Consider the following 18971-nt stretch of genomic DNA (forward strand, 5'->3'; position numbering starts at 1 on the left):
ATCGCTCCATGAGGTTATTCATTTATGTTATTAACAGCTGCAGCTTTTGTCTGATTCTTCGTTAACTGGTGTTGGGTAGTCATTATCGAAGCAAGCTAGACACATGCCGCGATTATAAGCCCCATCATTGCCGCCAACAGACTCAACAAAACCTTCATTGCTTATAAAAGATAATGAATCAGCATTAATTTGCTTGCGGATTTCCTCTACTGTCCTTGAAGAAGCAATGAGCTCTTTGCGGTCAGGAGTATCAATTCCGTAGTAACATGGGTTTTTGAAAGGCGGCGATGTGATGCGCACATGCACCTCAGTCGCTCCTGCTTCACGAAGCAGGTTTACGATCCGCAGCGATGTTGTGCCCCGAACGATTGAATCATCAATCATAACGACACGTTTGCCTTCCACTACTTTACGAACGGCAGACAGCTTCATTTTTACACCTTTCTCGCGAAGCTCTTGAGAAGGCTGGATGAATGTCCGGCCGGTATATTTGTTTTTGATAAGGCCAAGCTCGTATGGAATACCGGTTTGCTCCGCATATCCAATTGCTGCTGAAATACTCGAATCCGGCACACCCGTTACGATATCCGCATCAACAAAAGATTCAGAAGCAAGCTGGCGACCCATCCGTTTGCGGGCCATATGAATATTAATGCCGTTGATATCACTATCAGGACGGGCAAAATAAATATACTCCATCGCACAAGTTGCGCGGCGGTCAACCTCCGCGTAACGTTCCTCGCGCATGCCGTCTGCATCAAGAATGAGCAATTCGCCAGGCTGTACATCACGCTCATACACGGCACCAATTGTCTCGAATGCACAAGACTCCGACGAGAATACATAACCTTCGCCAATACGGCCCATAACAAGCGGACGAAGAGCATGCGGATCAGCTGCAACAAGCAGCTTGTCGTTTGTCATAATCAAGAAAGCAAATCCGCCAACGATGCGCTGCAAAGCTTCCTTCGCAGCCGTCTCGAAATCCTTCGATGAACGTGCAATAAGATGCGCGATAACTTCCGTGTCGCTGGACGTTTGGAAGATCGAGCCGGACATCTCAAGCTCACGGCGAATTTCCGGCGCATTCACGATATTGCCGTTTGTAGCAACCGCAAGGTCACCGTCGCGATAGCGGAAAATAAGCGGCTGTGCGTTCGCAAGCTTACTTTCTCCCGCTGTCGAATAACGTACGTGGCCGATAGAGCGATCCCCGGCAAGCATATCGAGATTTTCCTTGTTGAATACTTCTTTTACGAGACCCATACCACGGTGATAAGCGAACTTATTGCCATTTTTCGTATCAACCGTACAGATTCCCGCGCTTTCCTCACCGCGATGCTGAAGCGCATGAAGACCATAATAGGACAGGTTGGACGCTTCGGGGAGATTAAAAACCCCGAAAACGCCGCATTCCTCACGCAATTTATCAAACATATCGTCACGGCCAATACCTTCGTTATAGTGGTCGCCCGTCCATAACAAAGGTTCCTGTCTTATTTGTTCATCAGACATGGAATCGCATCCTTCCAGACCTTCTCCAGTTGTGTTACCGGCGCCTGAATGCCGGATTTTCCGTTTACGCTTATGGTCAGGCTGCTGCCTTTAACGTTACCAACTTGTGCATGAACAACACCTTGCTCTGTAAGCCATGCTTGCAATGCCGCTGCTTGATCCGGCTTAGCCGACAGCAAGATACGGGATTGCGATTCGCTGAACAATAGGTGATCAGCACGTAGATCAGATGACAATGCCACTTCTGCGCCTAGACGACCGCTAATGCATGATTCTGCAACAGCTACCGCAATACCGCCTTCGGACAAGTCATGAGCCGATGCTACGAGACCTTTTTGAATCGCGCCAAGGACAGCATCCAGAACCTTCTTCTCTGTAGCAAGATCGATTTCTGGAGGACGGCCAGCAGCCGCGCCTTGCGTAACGTACTGGAATTCACTTCCGCCCATTTCCGCTTTTGTTTCGCCTACGAGAATAATAACATCGCCCTCAGCTTTGAAGCCTTGCGTTGTGATGTGATCGATATCGTGTACAAGTCCGACCATACCGATTACTGGTGTCGGGTAAATAGCACCCTTAGCGTTCTCATTGTACAAGCTTACGTTACCGCCGATAACTGGTGTGTTAAGCACGACGCAAGCCTCGGACATCCCGTCTGCCGATTTCTCAAGTTGCCAGAATACTTCTGGCTTCTCAGGGTTACCGAAGTTAAGGTTGTCAGTTACAGCAAGCGGCTCAGCGCCTGAGCACACGATATTACGTGCAGCTTCTGCCACCGCAATACGTCCGCCTACTTCTGGATCTAGATATACGTAACGTCCGTTGCAATCCGTTGTCATCGCCAGCGCTTTGCGCGTGCCGCGAATCGTTACGACTGCCGCATCGGAGCCAGGTTGAACAGCTGTCGATGTACGAACCATGTAGTCATATTGATTGTAAACCCACTCTTTGCTGGCAACTGTCGGGGAAGCAAGAACCTTCTCGAGCGCGCCAGTCAAATCCGTTACTTCATCATATGCCGATGTATCTACTGCGGCATTCTCGCTGTAGTATGCAGGCTCTTTCGATGGTTTGTCGTATACAGGGCACTCGTCAACGAGCGCTTTAACCGGCATATCGGCAACCTCTTGGCCTTGGTGGAACAAACGAAGACGACCGTCATCCGTTACTTTACCTACTTTGGCGCAAATAATGCCCCAACGATCAAAAATTTCCTTCGCTTGCGCTTCATGCTGCGGCTCTACGACGAAGAGCATACGCTCTTGCGACTCGGAAAGCATCATTTCATAAGGTGTCATGCCTGTTTCGCGCTGCGGCACCTCATCAAGGTAAAGCTCAAGGCCGTTGCCAGCTTTCGAAGCCATCTCAGCACTGGAGCAAGTAAGACCCGCTGCGCCCATGTCTTGAATACCAAGAACGATACCGGAGTTGATCAGCTCAAGCGTTGCTTCCATAACCAGCTTCTCCATGAATGGATCGCCGACTTGAACAGCTGTACGCTTTTCTTCTGATTCCTCGGAAAGCTCAACCGATGCAAAAGTAGCACCGTGAATACCGTCGCGGCCAGTAGCAGGACCAACGTAGAATACTGGGTTGCCTACTCCTTTTGCGACACCGCGCTGAATTTTATCATGATCGATTAGACCAACGCACATAGCGTTAACGAGCGGATTGCCCTCGTAGCTCTCATCGAACATAACCTCGCCCGCAACTGTCGGAATACCGATACAGTTGCCGTAGCCAGCAATTCCGCTAACAACGTGCTCAAACAAATATTTAACGCGCTCATTTTCAAGACGGCCAAAACGCAAGCTGTTCAGCAATGCGATTGGGCGTGCGCCCATGGAGAAAATGTCGCGGATAATGCCGCCTACGCCAGTTGCAGCGCCTTGGTAAGGCTCAACCGCTGATGGATGGTTATGCGATTCGATTTTGAATACAACCGCTTGGTTGTCGCCGATATCGACGATACCCGCGCCTTCGCCCGGTCCCATAAGAACGCGAGGTCCTGTGATCGGGAATTTTTTCAAAATAGGCTTGGAGTTTTTGTAAGAGCAATGCTCTGACCACATAACGCTGAATACGCCGATCTCCGTGTAGTTTGGCTTACGGCCAAGAAAGCCGCAAATGAGCTCAAATTCATAATCGGATACACCAAACTGGCTGTAAATTTTTTGCTCGGCAATTTGCTCCGCTGTCGGTTCCTTAGCTGTTAACTGCTGCGCCATGTTGTTCCCTCCATGCATTCAAAATCGATGTAAACATCCGTTTGCCGTCTTCCGAGCCAAGCAATTGATCAACTGCACGCTCTGGATGCGGCATCATGCCTACTACGTTACCTGCTTTGTTGCTAATGCCCGCAATGTTCTCTACAGAACCGTTCGGATTCGTGTCGCCCGCATAACGGAAAATAATTTGATCGTTCGCTTTAAGCTCAGCAAGCGTTGCGTCGTCGCAATAGTAGTTGCCTTCGCCGTGTGCGATTGGAATATTTATAATTTCACCTTGCGAATATTGGTTGGTAAATGCTGTGTTGTTGTTTACCACTTCAAGCGGCGCTTGATGGCAGCGGAACTTCAGTCCGTTGTTGCGAATCAAGGCGCCTGGCAGAAGGCCAGCCTCCGTCAAGATTTGGAATCCATTGCAAATGCCTAGAATATATTTGCCTGCTTCGGCTGCTTTTTGAACTTCCGCCATAACAGCAGCGAATTGCGCAATTGCGCCGCAGCGCAGGTAATCGCCGTAAGAGAAGCCTCCAGGTACTAGAATCGCATCATAAGAAGACAAGTCTGTAGCTGTGTGCCATACGTAGTCAACCGACTGGCCGATCGTGTCTTCGACTGCTTTGTAGCAATCGATGTCACAGTTGGAGCCTGGAAATACAAGTACTGCAAACTTCATCGCCCTATCCCTCCAGCTCAAAACGGAAATCTTCTACAACCGTGTTCGCAAACAGCTTTTCGCACATGGCTTTAATGCGTACTTCCGCTTCTGCGCGGTCAGTCGTATCAAGCTCAAGCTCCAAATATTTGCCGATGCGTACTTTTTCGACTTCAGAGAAACCAAGTGTGTGAAGCGCTCCTTGTACAGCGGTTCCTTGTGGATCCAAAACGTTTTGCTTGATAGTGACGTAGACGGTTGCCTTCATAATAGCCTCCTGAAAATGTGGGTTTTTTCTCGCAGCAGATTTTCGTCAAAATGTGATAGCCGCTCGGGCGCGGGAGTTATTGCTTACGCCGCTTTCGAAGCCGGGAAATTCTGATTACACGCTTTGCGGTAATTTCCCGGCTTCAAGAAGCGATCGCTGTCGCTCTCCAGCAACAACTTCCCGCTCTCCGAGCTCACACATTTCGAGATAAAACCTTTGCGAGGGTGGTCGGTGAAGCGTTTGTTTGGCGGCCGCGCTATCGCTGGCCGCTTGATTCCTTTTTGACTGGCCTGTGACTATGCTGCCTGTCAGTCGTACATTTGCAACCTTGCACTTTCGCGCTTTGGTTAAAGTTTATGGGGTGCAGCAGCGCTCTCGCTGACTGCCTGCCTTAGCGGCATGCGCTTCCGCGCCCCTATGTCAGCGTCATCGCTCTCGCTCGACGTTGTTAAAGTCATTCCATCCGGCCTTCATCGCCGGATTTTCATATAACGGGAGTTCCTACCGTTATATCAATTATAAAAGCTACTTTGCTGCGAATAGCGGGAATTTCGGGCGTTATTTGCATCAATTTCGGCGTCCTAGCTCGATTTCACAGCATTTAACGCCCGTTTTTCCCGTTCTTCACTACACTAAGCTAACAAAGCTTCCTACAGCTCTACGCCAGTAAGTCGGCGGTAGATATCACGGTAGCGGGACGTTGTTTCAGCTACTACGGAATCCGGCAGCGGTGCTGGCTTGCTGTCGCGATCCCATTTGTCCATGCTGTCGATCTCGATATCCAGCGCATAATTGCCTTCCGCCCAGAAGCGGGAGGAGTCAGGCGTGAAGATTTCGTCGATCAAGATCACTTTGCCGTCGATGAGTCCAAACTCGAATTTGCAATCGGCAAGGATGATGCCATGCTCTGCGCAATAGCCATGGGCGTATTCGTACAGCTTGATGCTGCGGTCACGAAGCTCCTCGGCAAGCTCAGCACCGACCATTTCAGCCATTTTCTCAAATGGGATGTCCTCGTCGTGACCAACGTCGTTTTTCGCTGCCGGCGTAAAGATTGGAGCAGGAAAACGTTCGTTTTTGCGGAGGCCTGCTGGAAGCTCTATACCGTTAATCGCTGACGTTTGCTGATACTGTCTCCAGCCGCCGCCAGTGATATAGCCGCGAACCACACATTCGATATCGATGCGCTCCGCTTTGCGGGTAACCATAATCCGGTTTTTAAGCAGCTCCGGCTCGGTGACGAGACCGCCAAGCTTCTCCACATCGGTATGAACGACGTGGTTCACTTGAATGTCAGCGGTTTGCTCGAACCAGTAAGCGGACAAACGGTTCAGCACATTGCCCTTGTCCGGCACTGCCGGGTCAAGCACGTAGTCGAATGCGGAAATGCGGTCGGTTACGACGATGAGGAAATGCTCGCCCAGATCGTACAGCTCACGAACCTTTCCTTTGTAAATCAGCGGAGCTTTAATATAATCGACAGCTGTCGATAGAGCTTGCGATGGTGCAGTCATCAGGCCAGCCTCCCCTTAAATCAATCCAAGACGTGTGAAAATCGTATCAACATGCTTTAGATGCCAAGCTGGATCGAAGCAATCATCGATTTCTTCTGTCGTCAGCACGCTTGTAATTTCCTCTGTCTCACCAATGAGTTCGCGGAATTGACGTTTTGTTTCCCATGCCTGCATTGCACGCGGTTGAACCGTGTCATAAGCTTTCTCACGGCTGAAGCCTTTGTCGATCAGCTTCGTCAATACGCGGCCAGAGAATGGCACGCCGTATGTCGCTTGCATGTTGCGCTTCATGTTTTCCGGGAACACGGTCAGGTTATTGATGATGTTGCCCAAACGGTTCAGCATGTAGTTAAGCAGCATCGTTGCATCCGGCAAAATAATACGTTCAACAGACGAGTGGCTAATATCGCGTTCATGCCAAAGGGCAATGTTCTCGTAAGCTGTAACCATATGTCCGCGAATAACGCGGGACAAGCCGGAAATGTTCTCGCAGCCGATTGGATTGCGTTTGTGCGGCATTGCGGATGAACCTTTTTGACCTTTTGCGAACGCTTCTTCTACTTCACGGAACTCACTCTTCTGCAAAGCGCGAATTTCAGTTGCAAACTTATCAAGCGAAGAGGCTACGAGTGCAAGAGTCGCCATATATTCAGCGTGACGGTCACGCTGCAATGTTTGTGTTGAGATTGGTGCTGCGGTAATGCCAAGCTTCTTGCATACAAATTCTTCAACAAACGGATCGATATCTGCGAATGTACCTACCGCACCGGACATTTTACCGAACTGCACGTTGTTCGCAGCATGGTGGAAACGCTCCAGGTTACGCTTCATTTCCTCATACCAAAGCGCCATTTTCAGACCAAAGGTTGTTGGTTGCGCGTGTACGCCATGCGTACGGCCCATCATCGGCGTATCCTTGTATTGCAATGCTTTGTTCTTAAGAATTTCGATAAAACGTTCGATATCTTTAACAAGAATCGCGTTAGCTTGAAGAAGCAAATAACCGATAGCAGTATCTACAACGTCCGTAGAAGTAAGGCCGTAATGCACCCATTTGCCTTCAGGGCCTGCTTTCTCAGATACGGCGCGTGTAAACGCGATAACGTCATGACGAGTGTCCTGCTCAATTTCATAAATCCGATCGATATCGAAATCAGCTGATGCGCGAAGCGCGACAACGTCTTCCTTCGGAATAACGCCTAGCTCAGACCAAGCCTCGCATGCGCAAAGCTCAACCTCCAGCCATGCTCTGAATTTATTTTCCTCTGTCCAAATAGCTCTCATTTCCGGTCTGCTGTAACGATCTAACATGATTGCTTCACACCTTCCAAATAGTTGTTTCTTCGATCCAGCTAAGCGCAGCATCCGTCGTTTCTGCCAAAACATTGACATGACCCATCTTCCGCTTCACAACAGCTTCCTTTTTCCCGTACAAATGCAATTTCGGAGCGACCTTCAAGCGCTTAGCCGATTCATCCGCGCGAGCTGTAAGCTCTAGAAGCGGTGCGACATGCTCACCCAGCACGTTCACCATAACAACAGGACTAATAAGCGTCGTATCTCCGAGCGGCAGATTGCACACTGCGCGTACATGCTGCTCGAACTGTGACGTCCGGCAAGCTTCCATCGTGTAGTGTCCGCTGTTATGCGGGCGTGGTGCAAGCTCATTTACGAACAGCTCACCATCCGCTGTAACGAACAGCTCTACTGCAATTAGACCAACTACGCCTAATCCCTCAGCGATACGCTCTGCAAGCCGTTCTGCTTGCTGCTGCAAATCCTCCGTAATCCTTGCTGGCACGATAGACAAATGCAATATATTATCGACGTGTATGTTTTCCGCGACAGGGAAAACCTTGATCTCACCCTGCGGACTTCTCGCCGCTATAACTGATATTTCCTTATCAAAACGAATGAACTGCTCAAGCACCAGTTGGACGCGCGCTCGTGCTAAGGTCTCATACGCTTCTTCTATTTCGCTTTCACTGCGAATGACCCATTGGCCTTTGCCATCGTAACCGCCCATTGCTGTTTTCAATACGCAAGGAGTTCCAAAGGCGGCAACAGCCTCGCGCAGCTCGTCTGCGCTGCGAATCTCGCGGTAAGGGGCAACACGTACGCCAGCTGCTTCAATCGCCCGCTTCTCGCGAAGCCGATGCTGCGTTGTATACAGCAGCTCACTTCCCTGCGGCACATAAGACTCTGCCATCAGCATCGCTGCTACATCTGCATCCACATTCTCGAATTCGTATGTGATGACGTCCGATCGTTTTGCAAGCTCCCTCGCTGCATCGTGATTGTCGTAAGCTGCGACGATTTGCTCTGCTACTTGTCCAGTCGGAGCATCCGGCGTTGGATCAAGAGCAATGAAGCGATACCCCATCGCGCTGCCTGCATTCGCCATCATTCGTCCAAGCTGCCCGCCGCCTAATATGCCGATCGTACTGCCCGGCAACAGCGTCTGAATCATTTGCTTGTCCGTTTTTTGACTCATAACGTCTCACTGCTTTCCAGCACTTCCTGCTTTACACGCTCGCGACGTGCGATTACACGCGCTTGCACCTCGGGATCAAACGCTCCCAGCATTTGTGCCGCGAGCAGTCCAGCATTCGTTCCGCCTGCGTTGCCAATGGCTACCGTAGCTACTGGAATGCCGCCAGGCATTTGAACGATAGAGAGCAAGGAATCAAGTCCACTCAAATTCGAGGACTTCACGGGAACGCCAATAACCGGCAAAATCGTCTTAGCAGCGACCATGCCGGGCAAATGTGCAGCTCCGCCGGCTCCGGCAATAATTACCTTAAGCCCTCGTTCTACTGCAGTTTCTGCATACTCGAACATTAAATCCGGTGTCCGATGCGCGGAAACGACTTTTTTCTCATAAGGAATTTGCAATTCCTCTAGTACGTCGCAGGCTAATTTCATTGTGTCCCAATCCGATTTGCTGCCCATGATGACGCCAACCTTCGCAGACATGCGTTCAAACCCACTTTCATCTATAAGATAATTATTGATCAAGCATCCTATAAAACAACACATCCAAAATAGAAAAGGCCCTTCAGCAGCCATAAGAATGGGGATGCCGCAGGACCGGAGCGGAAGCACAGACCGGTATTCATGCGAATCCATGGCCAATCAAGCTTCACTTCAATGAGGACGAGACAAATCGTGCTGCAGAGCCGAAAAGACAACAGAAGGCTGCCCCGTAAAGGAGGCAACCAGTGTCCAACTAACAAGGCACTTTGCAGACTTGCATTTGCTTTATGGCGATCCGAAACCTTACGATTCGATATCGCTTATCGTCTCATTTTGCTCGTAGTCCGAAAATTAAGGTTCTCGGGTAGAAACATTCAGGCCTGATCCCGAATATATACGAGTAAACTTTAAATGAAATAGTAGGAAGATATTTGTATTCATCCATAAATTTCAGTTCTAATTTTTCACAAAACATTTCTGTTCACTCTAACCTTAAGAACAAACAGCAATACGTTCCAGCGGACAATTCCGCCTCAAACCTATTCTAGTTTATCTAATCCCCAAACCACTGTCAATGAAATACGAACATTAAAAGAGAATGTTTTATAAAGGTTCGTTTTTTTGAACAAAATAATCGGAAATCCCGTATGAAATAACCATATTTAGGTGTATCGCACCTGATCATTCCCTAAACTTACCTTCTTTACTATTCTGTACAACCCCCATTCGTATTGGCTGTCGTACTTTTTCTTTGACCTCTTCCTTATCATTCCCATTTCTCCGTCTGCCTTAAGCGAGCGGATTGACATTTCCCATTCGAATGCGAGAGCCATGTAATGAATACATTATAAAAGAGTCTTTTCTTAGCATTCAGGCAGGCACCGCAGCCGAGACCGCAATAGCTAATCATTTTAAAAAGGAGGCTCGAATAGGGTGCATATTCATGTCGTGCAAAAAGGAGATTCCATCTATAAGCTTTCTCAAATATACGATTTGTCGATAAGCGACATCACAGATGCAAACGGCCTTAGCGACCCAAACATACTCGTTATTGGTCAGGCGCTTATTATTCCAACTGATGCAAGCACTCATAAAGTACATTATGGTGAATCGCTCTGGCTTATCGCCCAGCGATATGGCGTTACACTGCAGGAGCTCGCGAAAATAAACAAAATCTCTAATCCCGCCCTTATTTACCCGGGGCAAACACTCGTTATTCCTCAAACCGTGCGGCCAACAATTGAAGTAAACGCCTATACACAGAAATTTGACGCTGCCGGTGTTCGTTTAATTGAGGACATTGGCCAACATCTAACCTATTTAAACCCATTCAGTTACCGTGTACAGGCTGACGGTACTTTTACGCTTTTAGATGATTCAGCTATTATAAATGCAGCCTACCAGACACAAACAACGCCTATGATGGTTCTAACTAATTTCGAAAACGGCACATTCAGTCCTGATACTGCCCATGCGGTGCTCGCAGATGCCGGGCTTCAACAAAAGCTCATATCGAGCATTCTCGTTATGATGAAGCAGAAAGGTTATCTAGCGCTCAATGTTGATTTCGAATATGTTCCGCCTGCCGATCGTGAGTTATTTCAACATTTTATTCAAAATCTCGTCGACAGCCTGCACCCGGAAAATTATCTCGTATCCGTTTGCCTCGCGCCCAAGCTGAATGCCGACCAAGCAGGCACATTATATGAAGCGCATGATTACCAGTCTCTAGGCCGCATCGCCGATTTTGTTATTCTCATGACCTATGAATGGGGCTGGTCGGGCGGGCCGCCGCGAGCCGTAGCTCCGCTGAACGAGGTCAACAAGGTGCTGCAATATGCCCTCAGCGTTATTCCTCCCCAAAAAATCGTAATGGGCATGCCTTTGTATGGCTACGATTGGACACTTCCCTACGTCCAAGGCGGAAAGTGGGCACCGACGATCAGTCCTCATGAAGCGGTAATTCGTGCGAATACTTACGGAGCCACCATTCAATATGATGATGAGGGACAATCACCTTACTATAACTATTACGACAAGGAAGGCCGAGAGCATGTGGTCTGGTATGAGGATGCACGCAGCGTTCAGGCCAAATTCAATCTTGTCAAAATATATAAGCTTCGCGGCATCGGCTATTGGGTGCTCGGCGTACCGTTCCCGCAAAACTGGTATGTGCTGCAAGCCAATTTTAAAGTGAAAAAGCTCATATAACTTATGATTTAATACAGATCAAAAGAAGACCGTATCGTTCGGCATAATCGAACGGTACGGCCTTCTTTTTTATTTATTAAACCAACCACACTGTTTTTGCAGTGGCCGGTACACGCTGCGGCTCTGGAGCCGTCATATCTGGATAACCTAGGTAAATAAAACCTACGATTTGATCTTGTTCACTCAGGCCGAATGTTTCTCTCATAATCGGATGGTACATTGGATCGCCCGAACGCCATATCGCTCCAAGTCCATTCGCATGTGCTGAAAGCAGCAAATTTTGCACCGCTGCTTGAGCAGCAGCAAGCTCCTCTGCCAGCACAGCACGCGGATCATCCGACGGTGAGCATACTGCCGCAATAACGACTGGAGCACGGAATGCTTTGGTACGTTCTTTAGCCAAACGATCCTCAAGCGGCTGTCCGCTCAGATCAGGAACAGCGGCCGCGGATACACGCGCATATCCTTCTGCAAGCCGCCCTCTGCCTTCACCCGTCATAACAATAAATGACCAAGGCTGCGTATTATGATGGCTAGGCGCCCAAACAGCTGCATCCAACAACCGTTCAATAAGTGCACGATCAACAGGGTCCTTCTTCACTCTTCCAATCGTTCTTCTCGTGCGAATCGCTTCTTCTATGTTCATTTCAGCTTCTCCTCCACCCAAATGTCTATAATAAGATGCTTAAAAACTTATTGCTCAAACAGATGCAAATATTCGCCGTATCCTTCTTCCTCCAGCTTATCCTTGCCGATAAAACGCAGTGAGGCGGAATTGATGCAATAACGAAGCCCCGTCGGCTGCGGTCCATCATCAAATACATGTCCGAGATGAGAATCGCCCTCTTTGCTGCGAACCTCGACCCGTACCATATAATGCGAGGAGTCCGTATGCTCAGAAACAGCTGCTGCTTGCAGCGGCTTCGTGAAGCTCGGCCAACCGCAGCCAGCATCGTACTTATCGCGGGAGCTGAACAGCGGCTCTCCAGAAACGATATCTACATAAATGCCATCCTCGGTGTGATCCCAATACTCCCCTGTGAATGGACGTTCTGTTCCACTGTTTTGTGTGACCTCATACTGGATCGGCGTAAGACGCTGCTTCAATTCTGCAGGGTCTTTCTTAATCGCCCAGTTTTGTGAAATAAAAGCGTCGCGGCCAGAGCCTTTACGATACATTTTGTAACGATACGGATTCGATTTGTGATAGCCCTGGTGATAGTCCTCTGCCGGATAAAAAGCTTGCGCCGGTTCGATTTCCGTTACGATTGGCCGGTCGAAGCGACCGCTAGCTTCAAGCTCTTGTCTAGAAGCTTCCGCCAGTTCTCGCTGCTCTTCATCATAATAATAAATACCTGTCCGATAAGATTCCCCGCGATCATGGAACTGACCGCCTGCATCCGTAGGGTCGATTTGCTTCCAAAAAATATCAAGCAGCTTCTCATATGGGAAGATCGCAGGATCATACGTAATTTGTACCGCTTCCGCATGACCTGTCGTCTCCGAGCATACTTCCTGATAAGTTGGGTTTACCGTATGTCCACCCGTGTATCCGGATACGACCGATATAATACCCGGCATTTCCTCAAATGGCGATACCATGCACCAGAAGCAGCCTCCTGCGAACATTGCTTTTGCTTCTTTTCGGCTCGCGCCGTTATTTGTAATTGGTTGATCCATGCTGATCATCCTCCTAGTTGGTTCAAATGATAATGAATCTCTATTATACAATACTAGGTGGGTTAACAACAAAAAAAGGAGGAAACGTCGCTTGACAGCGACATTTCCTCCTTCTATTAGTTATTTAAAGTCCGAGCCTGGAAAAAATACGAATAAGATCGGTAATGAGCTTGCGCCCGGTGATGAATATTGAATCGTTACTTCTGGCGCTGGCTGCATGCCAGCTGCTCCAGCGGGTTGATTCGGTTGCGTATAGATCAATGCTCCTTCGCCTACCTTCACATGACCGCCTGAAGGGACGTACACCACTTTTCCATTTACACTAACTGCGCCTTGGAAAATTCCCGCTCGAGGATTTAGAATAATTCGCGTTCCCCAAGCGACATTTTTGAGCTTGACGGTCGTTACGGCACCATATTCCCCGCCGTTAATTGTCATTCCGCCTGTCAATGCATCTACACCTGCCATAGCAGGGCCACGTTGACCTAAGCGCAGCTTGCTTTCTGTAACACCAATCTTCTCATTCACTTCAATATATTGATCGGTATCGAAGAACTTGCCGCGATTTCCGACCTTCTCCAGCTCAGTAACCATAGACACTGCACTAATCGGGTCGGTGTCTACTTTAAGCGCCATCGTGGAAAATGTCAGCTTACCGTCCATGTCGACATCAAGCAAGCCCGAGAAACCTTCGTCTGGATTCATAATAATTTTCTCAAGCTCCGGCAGCAGCACAGCGGAAGTACCAGGCTCAATAATCATTTCGCGCGGCTGTGAGCTTGCAAAATATCTAGCTACTGCAGCCGATCCAAATTGCATAGCACTGACGCTTGGTCCAGCAAGGCCGCGGTTGCCAATCGTCAGCTTTACGCTTTCGCTTTCGTTATTCGTAACCACAACCGCCAGCTTCAATCGCTCGTCAGAGCCGTTGCGGTGATGAAGGAATAAACGACTTGCATCATTCAACGTATCTTCGTACAGCAAACCTTCTCCAAAGAAACGCTCCGGCGCATTCGACATATACAATGTGCGGCCGCCTTTGGATTCAATCGTATCCACCTCTTTGAAGGTGTTCATTAGTTTCCCGTCAACTTCAAATTTATCGCCCGGGTTACCATAACGCATGTAGTATTCATAAGGCGTATACATAACCTCTTCTGTTACACGAATATCTTGAGACACGACTTCACTTCGTGCGCCATCGTTGTCGTAGACACTTTGAGTAACGGTATAAACACCTGGCTCAAAATATGTACTTTTACGACCGGTCCACTCTGTCTTCACGATTTTGCCATCAGGGTCGTAACTCAAATCCTTAAATTCGATCGGCTCCCCGAGCTTCACCTCATACGGAGCTTCGAAGCGGGCTACTGGCGGCACGTTTGGCTCCGGCTGAATTGTTATGCTAATTTGCTTAAGCTGTGCATTAAACACATAAGTGGCATTCCACAGCAGCTTGACTGCTGATAAAGGCACATGCATCGTTCCATTAATTTGTGTAGCTGCATTAGGCAGTACAACGTAGCTTCCGTTGCGATTCGCACCGCGCATATTATTGTTCAGCGTAACTTTGTTGAAATAAGTATCGATATGAGTGCCTTTACTATCAGCATAAACGCTTGCTCCAACGGAAATAGCAATCGTCCGAATAGGAATCATCGTAACTCCCTTTACTACCGGCAGCGGCGCCGTCATTTGCTGCGCCTTGCCGTTTACAGTCATTTTTTTCGAACCATGCACAAACACAACCTTTATCGGCTGACGCTCAGCTGCATTAGCTTCCTCCTTCACTCCAAATCCAGTACCTGCCAGCGAAACGAGTAAGCCTGCTATGAGAACTCGCTTAGTCATTTGCTTAAACCAATTCTGTGTTTTCATCTTGTTCTCCTTCCAATTTGCGGCATCGGCTGCCGCATCCCTTATGGTTAGACGCCGAAAGGAGGGAGAATGTTCCGGTCCGATTTGAAATTTACAGGAAATTCCCATATATCGCAAAGGACATCTACGTTTGTCTTTGTTACAATAAGATGACATCCGCAACTATTTAGGAGCAATTGAAGTCTAATCTATGTACCCTTGCTAGCAGTTCGTTCATCCGATCTTTCGTGCAAGTGACTATCAAGAGAGGTGAATGAATAGAATGAGTGATTTGATTTTGGAACAACGCACTGCCAGCCAATTCGATAAGAAAACACGCAGAAAGAAAGGAAACCGTACCTTCCTTCTTTTTGTCTGCATATGGGTCATTATTATATGCTCCGGCATATTGGGCGCCAAATGGTATACCGAACGGATTCAGCAGACGTTATCCGCAAACTTGGAGCAGCAAACCGCTGGCCAAATTGCGGCTATGCAGCAAGCTTATGAGGCTCGCATGCTGAAGCTCGAAACCGACTACACCGCAGATCTTGCTGAGCTAAAGGCAAAAGTCGATGCGCTAAATGAACTGCTTACGTTCACGAAGGACAACGCCGCTTCCAAAACGGACAACAGCAACAAGCTGTATACGCAGTTGAATGAAGTGAAAAAACAGCTTAATGAGCTGCAGAAGAGCTTGGACGTGCTCAAATGAATATAACCGTCAAAGCGTTAAATCGAACTGCACTGCTTGCCTGTGCACCTTTTCTAGGCATTATGATCTGGCTGTTATTGTCCGATATCGTTATTCAATTATCTGCTGAAGCCTTTCCAAAGCCCATTACCGAGCAAACAAGGCTTCCCGAATCCGATATTAAGCATGCCGCTGCCGGCCTTGACCTCGCACAGGAGACCGCATCACAAACACGAGAGTCCATTCAAAGACAGCTGAAGCTGTACAAAGAAACAAATGCCGATATGGCAAAGATATCTTCCATGGCTGCATCGCAGGCAATGAGACCTTTGCAAATTTACGACCGCAATATTACGAGCAAGCTTGGCAAGGTCGCCGGTACGATTGAATCGGACAAGCTAAGAGCACAGCTTTTCTACATAAAAGCAGAAAACTTCTCGGCGTACGCGCTCAAGGTGAAGCTTAAGAGCAAAGATGCGATGACGATGTCGCTCGGCGGTGAAGAGCTTGGACAAGCAGAGACTACTCTCGCCGCAGTAGCCCGGCACGGAGCTGTTGCCGGCATTAATGCAGGCGGCTTTGCAGATGGACGAGGCAAAAGATATCCGCTAAGCACAACCATTGTGGACGGAGATTACGTGACAAGCTTCGAGCCGCCGCGTGCGGATTTGTTTTTTGTAGGCTTAAACGAGCAAAATGAGCTCATCGGAGGAAAATTCGCAAGCAAACAACAGCTGGATGCCAAAAACCCAAAATTCGGTGCATCCTTTGTTCCTGTACTGCTGCGCGGCGGATCTCCACAACCGATCCCAGCCAAATGGCAGACCAGTCCAAAGCGCGCACCACGGACCGTCATTGCTAATTTCAAGGATGATCAACTGCTGTTTCTTGTAGCTGACGGCTACAACGAATCAGGCAGCTCAGGGGCTACGCTTGGTGAAATGCAGCTATTGCTGCAGCGCTATGGCGCCGTTGACGGCTACAACCTGGATGGCGGCGGCTCGTCCTCGCTCATTTTTAACGGAAGAGTCATTAATAAGCCTTCCGACGGACAGCTTCGCAAGCTGCCGACGCACTTTTTGTTATTTAAATAATTAGGCCTGCATAGCGCGATGAAGATGATTTCTGAATATACTATTATCGAACTCCTAAGTTTTGACCCCTACTACTGTTCTTCGGAAAGGAGCAGCACGAATGGGCATTGGATCGAAATGGTACCGCAAATCATTGTTGACGATTACAGGCATTCCTCTGGTAGAGAGGCTTTCAACTACGTATGGAAAAAAACTCGCAAGCCGATTTATTGCGGGGGAGACGCTTGAAGAGGCTTTGCTTGAGCTCGAAAAGCTAGGCAAGCTAGGCATTATGGCAACGCTTGACCATCTTGGCGAAGGTATACAGGACTTAAGCGAGGCATCAGCATACAGAGATCAATATTTGAAGCTAATCGAAGGCATAGCTGATCGAAAAGCTAATTCTCATGTATCGCTGAAGCCTACTCAAATGGGTCTCGCTCTTGACCAAGCGGCTTGTTACGCAAACATTCGAGACGTAGTCAAGCATGCAAGGCGCCATCGAAACTTCGTTCGAATTGACATGGAGAATACGCCTTATACGCAAGCTACAATCGATATCGTTAAAAGGCTCCACAAAGAAGGCTTAACCAATGTCGGCACCGTGCTGCAGGCTTACCTATTCCGAACGGAGCAGGATGTTAACGATATGCTTCAAGCACGCATAAGCTTGCGACTCGTTAAAGGCGCCTACAAAGAATCGAGTGAGGTCGCCTATCAAGATAAAAACGAGGTCATCGACAATTTCAAAAGCATGATCAAGGCTCATTTGGACAAAGGCATCTATACCGCCATTGCCTCACATGATGATGCGATCATTAGCTGGGTAAAAGCTTATGTGCGCACGAACCGTATTGCCAAAAGCGCCTTCGAGTTCCAAATGCTCTACGGCCTCCGCATGAATGAACAGGCGAAGCTCGCAAAGGAAGGCTACCGCATCCGCTGTTACGTCCCTTACGGCGCCATGTGGTACCCCTACTTCACCCGCCGACTTGCCGAGAAACCTGCAAACCTTATGCTCGTTCTTAAAAACATGTCCGGTCTAAAGAAGGCATCCCCTAAGTAAAAACAGTCGAGCAGGATAGCTTTACCTGCTCGACTGTTTTTTTCTATCGATCTTCGTACCAATACCCTTTGATCCCCTTCTCTAGGCGAAGCAAAGCTTCCAAATAATAATAATCGCCCCAAATCATAAAATCGTCCGGAGACGATCCGCCTCGAACATGGTAAGAGCCTCTTTTGATCAGGCCATCCACATTCGGCTCATTGATGGTCGAATAATTGAGTACAAGCGACTCCATCACAAGCCGTATTCTGCGTTCGAAATACGCGCGCTCCGGGTCACTCTCATCCATCAAATCGAGCAGCTCCAACAAACCGGCGCAAAAGATGGCAGAAGCCGAGCTGTCACGAGGCGTTCCAGACTCGATAGGCGCATTAAAGTCCCAATAAGCAACTTCATCCTCTGGCAGATGGCTCAAGAAAAACCGCGCCAGCCTTTTTGACGTCTCTAGGTAAAGCCGATCCTTCGTATACCGGTACGACAGCGCGAATCCATATACACCCCATGCTTGTCCCCGTGTCCACGTCGACCCGTTTGTATAGCCTTGAGCTGTATCGCCGCCGATCGGTTCGCCATTTTTTTGATCAAAATGAAAGGTATGATAGGACGAGTCATCCCCGCGGACCAGATAACGTCGGCTCTTGTCAGCATGGAGAACCGCAGCCTGGCGGTACCGTTCATCGCCTGTCTGCTCGAATGCCCAGTAAAGCAAAGGCAAATTCATCATGCAATCGATAATAATGCGGCCGCCGTTTACAGAGTCGCCAGCAGGTCCCCACGCTTGAAAATATTGACCCGGCTCGCGCCACCTTGCCATTAGTTTGTCGGCGGCCCTTAAAGCAAGCTGCCTTGCAGCTTCATCCTTTTCTATCATCCACTGTGCTTTAGCCGACAACGAGTACAAAAATCCGATATCATGATGATCCAGCACCCGGTCCGCTTCATAGCGCTCCCGGAAGCTTTCAACGTTTCGGGCTGCCGCTTGCCGAAATGCGTCATCGCCGCTGTACTCGTAACAAAGCCATAACATGCCGGACCAAAAGCCGTCGGTCCAATCATCATTGGCGTTCAACTCATACGAGCGGCCACCGTCCGTGCTGACATGTGGAAATTGATCGCCAAATTTGCCGATATTCCGCCTCGTCTTCTGTAAAGCGTCCTCAATAGCTGTTTGCCATACGCTCATCGGATTCATCCTCCCCATATTCCGGCATCATTCAAAAATAAAAGACGGCTCTCA

General features: G+C 48.7%; 16 protein-coding genes and 1 riboswitch. Of the genes, 4 read left to right on the forward strand and 12 right to left on the reverse strand.

Features of this window, described 5'->3' with window-relative positions; translation table 11 throughout:
• Positions 1-30 precede the first annotated feature (30 nt).
• The 8 genes from purF to purE form a co-directional block, all read right to left on the reverse strand.
• On the reverse strand, positions 31-1515 hold the full coding sequence (gene purF, locus ACIFSR_RS25940) for an amidophosphoribosyltransferase (protein WP_076271096.1): 1485 nt from the start codon (positions 1513-1515) through the stop codon (positions 31-33).
• Positions 1497-3743: a phosphoribosylformylglycinamidine synthase subunit PurL gene (purL, locus tag ACIFSR_RS25945; protein WP_339206949.1), complete on the reverse strand. Its 2247-nt coding sequence runs from the start codon at positions 3741-3743 to the stop codon at positions 1497-1499. The genes purF and purL overlap by 19 nt, the downstream gene beginning before the upstream one ends.
• Entirely contained in the window at positions 3721-4416 is a 696-nt protein-coding gene (gene purQ / locus ACIFSR_RS25950) for a phosphoribosylformylglycinamidine synthase subunit PurQ (protein ID WP_076271098.1), read from the reverse strand. Before purQ ends, purL begins: the two co-directional genes overlap by 23 nt.
• A 4-nt stretch (positions 4417-4420) precedes the next feature.
• Positions 4421-4666: a phosphoribosylformylglycinamidine synthase subunit PurS gene (purS, locus tag ACIFSR_RS25955; RefSeq protein WP_175598164.1), complete on the reverse strand. Its 246-nt coding sequence runs from the start codon at positions 4664-4666 to the stop codon at positions 4421-4423.
• Positions 4667-5313: 647 nt separating this feature from the next.
• Complete coding sequence (locus ACIFSR_RS25960) at positions 5314-6177, reverse strand: phosphoribosylaminoimidazolesuccinocarboxamide synthase (RefSeq protein ID WP_430061044.1); 864 nt, start codon at positions 6175-6177, stop codon at positions 5314-5316.
• A 15-nt stretch (positions 6178-6192) separates the two neighbouring features.
• Positions 6193-7488, reverse strand: coding sequence for an adenylosuccinate lyase (purB, locus tag ACIFSR_RS25965; protein WP_076271100.1), 1296 nt, complete (start codon positions 7486-7488; stop codon positions 6193-6195).
• A gap of 7 nt (positions 7489-7495) precedes the next feature.
• A complete protein-coding gene (gene purK, locus ACIFSR_RS25970) occupies positions 7496-8671 on the reverse strand; it encodes a 5-(carboxyamino)imidazole ribonucleotide synthase (protein WP_430061046.1) in 1176 nt (391 codons plus the stop codon).
• Positions 8668-9153 (reverse strand): 5-(carboxyamino)imidazole ribonucleotide mutase, encoded by a 486-nt coding sequence (gene purE / locus ACIFSR_RS25975; protein ID WP_339206946.1) that lies wholly within the window; start codon positions 9151-9153, stop codon positions 8668-8670. The genes purK and purE overlap by 4 nt, the downstream gene beginning before the upstream one ends.
• 320 nt (positions 9154-9473) lie before the next feature.
• Positions 9474-9573, reverse strand: a riboswitch (purine riboswitch).
• Between the two features lie 513 nt (positions 9574-10086).
• Between purE and ACIFSR_RS25980 the strand changes: the two genes are divergently transcribed.
• On the forward strand, positions 10087-11364 hold the full coding sequence (locus tag ACIFSR_RS25980) for a LysM peptidoglycan-binding domain-containing protein (protein ID WP_430061048.1): 1278 nt from the start codon (positions 10087-10089) through the stop codon (positions 11362-11364).
• Positions 11365-11440: 76 nt separating this feature from the next.
• On the opposite strand, the gene ACIFSR_RS25985 is transcribed toward ACIFSR_RS25980, so the two are convergent.
• From ACIFSR_RS25985 to ACIFSR_RS25995, 3 genes are all read right to left on the reverse strand, one after another.
• Positions 11441-12010: a nitroreductase family protein gene (locus ACIFSR_RS25985; protein ID WP_430061050.1), complete on the reverse strand. Its 570-nt coding sequence runs from the start codon at positions 12008-12010 to the stop codon at positions 11441-11443.
• Positions 12011-12057: 47 nt separating this feature from the next.
• Positions 12058-13044: a peptide-methionine (S)-S-oxide reductase MsrA gene (msrA, locus tag ACIFSR_RS25990; protein WP_083682630.1), complete on the reverse strand. Its 987-nt coding sequence runs from the start codon at positions 13042-13044 to the stop codon at positions 12058-12060.
• Between the two features lie 120 nt (positions 13045-13164).
• The gene (locus ACIFSR_RS25995) at positions 13165-14922 is read right to left on the reverse strand and encodes a stalk domain-containing protein (RefSeq protein ID WP_430061053.1); all 1758 of its coding nucleotides are present in this window, start codon (positions 14920-14922) and stop codon (positions 13165-13167) included.
• Positions 14923-15184: 262 nt separating this feature from the next.
• Between ACIFSR_RS25995 and ACIFSR_RS26000 the strand changes: the two genes are divergently transcribed.
• The 3 genes from ACIFSR_RS26000 (at position 15185) to ACIFSR_RS26010 (ending at position 17734) form a co-directional block, all read left to right on the forward strand.
• Complete coding sequence (locus tag ACIFSR_RS26000; protein WP_339206942.1) at positions 15185-15616, forward strand: hypothetical protein; 432 nt, start codon at positions 15185-15187, stop codon at positions 15614-15616.
• Complete coding sequence (locus ACIFSR_RS26005) at positions 15613-16689, forward strand: phosphodiester glycosidase family protein (protein ID WP_339206941.1); 1077 nt, start codon at positions 15613-15615, stop codon at positions 16687-16689. Before ACIFSR_RS26000 ends, ACIFSR_RS26005 begins: the two co-directional genes overlap by 4 nt.
• 100 nt (positions 16690-16789) lie before the next feature.
• Entirely contained in the window at positions 16790-17734 is a 945-nt protein-coding gene (locus ACIFSR_RS26010) for a proline dehydrogenase family protein (RefSeq protein ID WP_430061055.1), read from the forward strand.
• A gap of 43 nt (positions 17735-17777) precedes the next feature.
• Here the strand turns inward: ACIFSR_RS26010 and ACIFSR_RS26015 are convergent, their stop codons facing one another.
• Positions 17778-18917, reverse strand: a complete 1140-nt coding sequence (locus ACIFSR_RS26015; RefSeq protein ID WP_430061057.1) for a glycoside hydrolase family 88 protein — start codon at positions 18915-18917, stop codon at positions 17778-17780.
• Positions 18918-18971: the final 54 nt, after the last annotated feature.

It is taken from the genome of Paenibacillus sp. NRS-1760, from assembly GCF_050467785.1.
Classification (GTDB): domain Bacteria; phylum Bacillota; class Bacilli; order Paenibacillales; family Paenibacillaceae; genus Pristimantibacillus.

Coding starts and splice junctions, on each gene's coding strand:
- purF (WP_076271096.1), bottom strand. CDS start 1,515: ATGTCTGATGAACAAATAAGACAGGAACCTTTGTTATGGACGGGCGAC.
- purL (WP_339206949.1), bottom strand. CDS start 3,743: ATGGCGCAGCAGTTAACAGCTAAGGAACCGACAGCGGAGCAAATTGCC.
- purQ (WP_076271098.1), bottom strand. CDS start 4,416: ATGAAGTTTGCAGTACTTGTATTTCCAGGCTCCAACTGTGACATCGAT.
- ACIFSR_RS25960 (WP_430061044.1), bottom strand. CDS start 6,177: ATGACTGCACCATCGCAAGCTCTATCGACAGCTGTCGATTATATTAAA.
- purB (WP_076271100.1), bottom strand. CDS start 7,488: ATGTTAGATCGTTACAGCAGACCGGAAATGAGAGCTATTTGGACAGAG.
- purK (WP_430061046.1), bottom strand. CDS start 8,671: ATGAGTCAAAAAACGGACAAGCAAATGATTCAGACGCTGTTGCCGGGC.
- purE (WP_339206946.1), bottom strand. CDS start 9,153: ATGTCTGCGAAGGTTGGCGTCATCATGGGCAGCAAATCGGATTGGGAC.
- ACIFSR_RS25985 (WP_430061050.1), bottom strand. CDS start 12,010: ATGAACATAGAAGAAGCGATTCGCACGAGAAGAACGATTGGAAGAGTG.
- msrA (WP_083682630.1), bottom strand. CDS start 13,044: ATGGATCAACCAATTACAAATAACGGCGCGAGCCGAAAAGAAGCAAAA.
- ACIFSR_RS25995 (WP_430061053.1), bottom strand. CDS start 14,922: ATGAAAACACAGAATTGGTTTAAGCAAATGACTAAGCGAGTTCTCATA.
- ACIFSR_RS26000 (WP_339206942.1), top strand. CDS start 15,185: ATGAGTGATTTGATTTTGGAACAACGCACTGCCAGCCAATTCGATAAG.
- ACIFSR_RS26005 (WP_339206941.1), top strand. CDS start 15,613: ATGAATATAACCGTCAAAGCGTTAAATCGAACTGCACTGCTTGCCTGT.
- ACIFSR_RS26010 (WP_430061055.1), top strand. CDS start 16,790: ATGGGCATTGGATCGAAATGGTACCGCAAATCATTGTTGACGATTACA.
- ACIFSR_RS26015 (WP_430061057.1), bottom strand. CDS start 18,917: ATGAGCGTATGGCAAACAGCTATTGAGGACGCTTTACAGAAGACGAGG.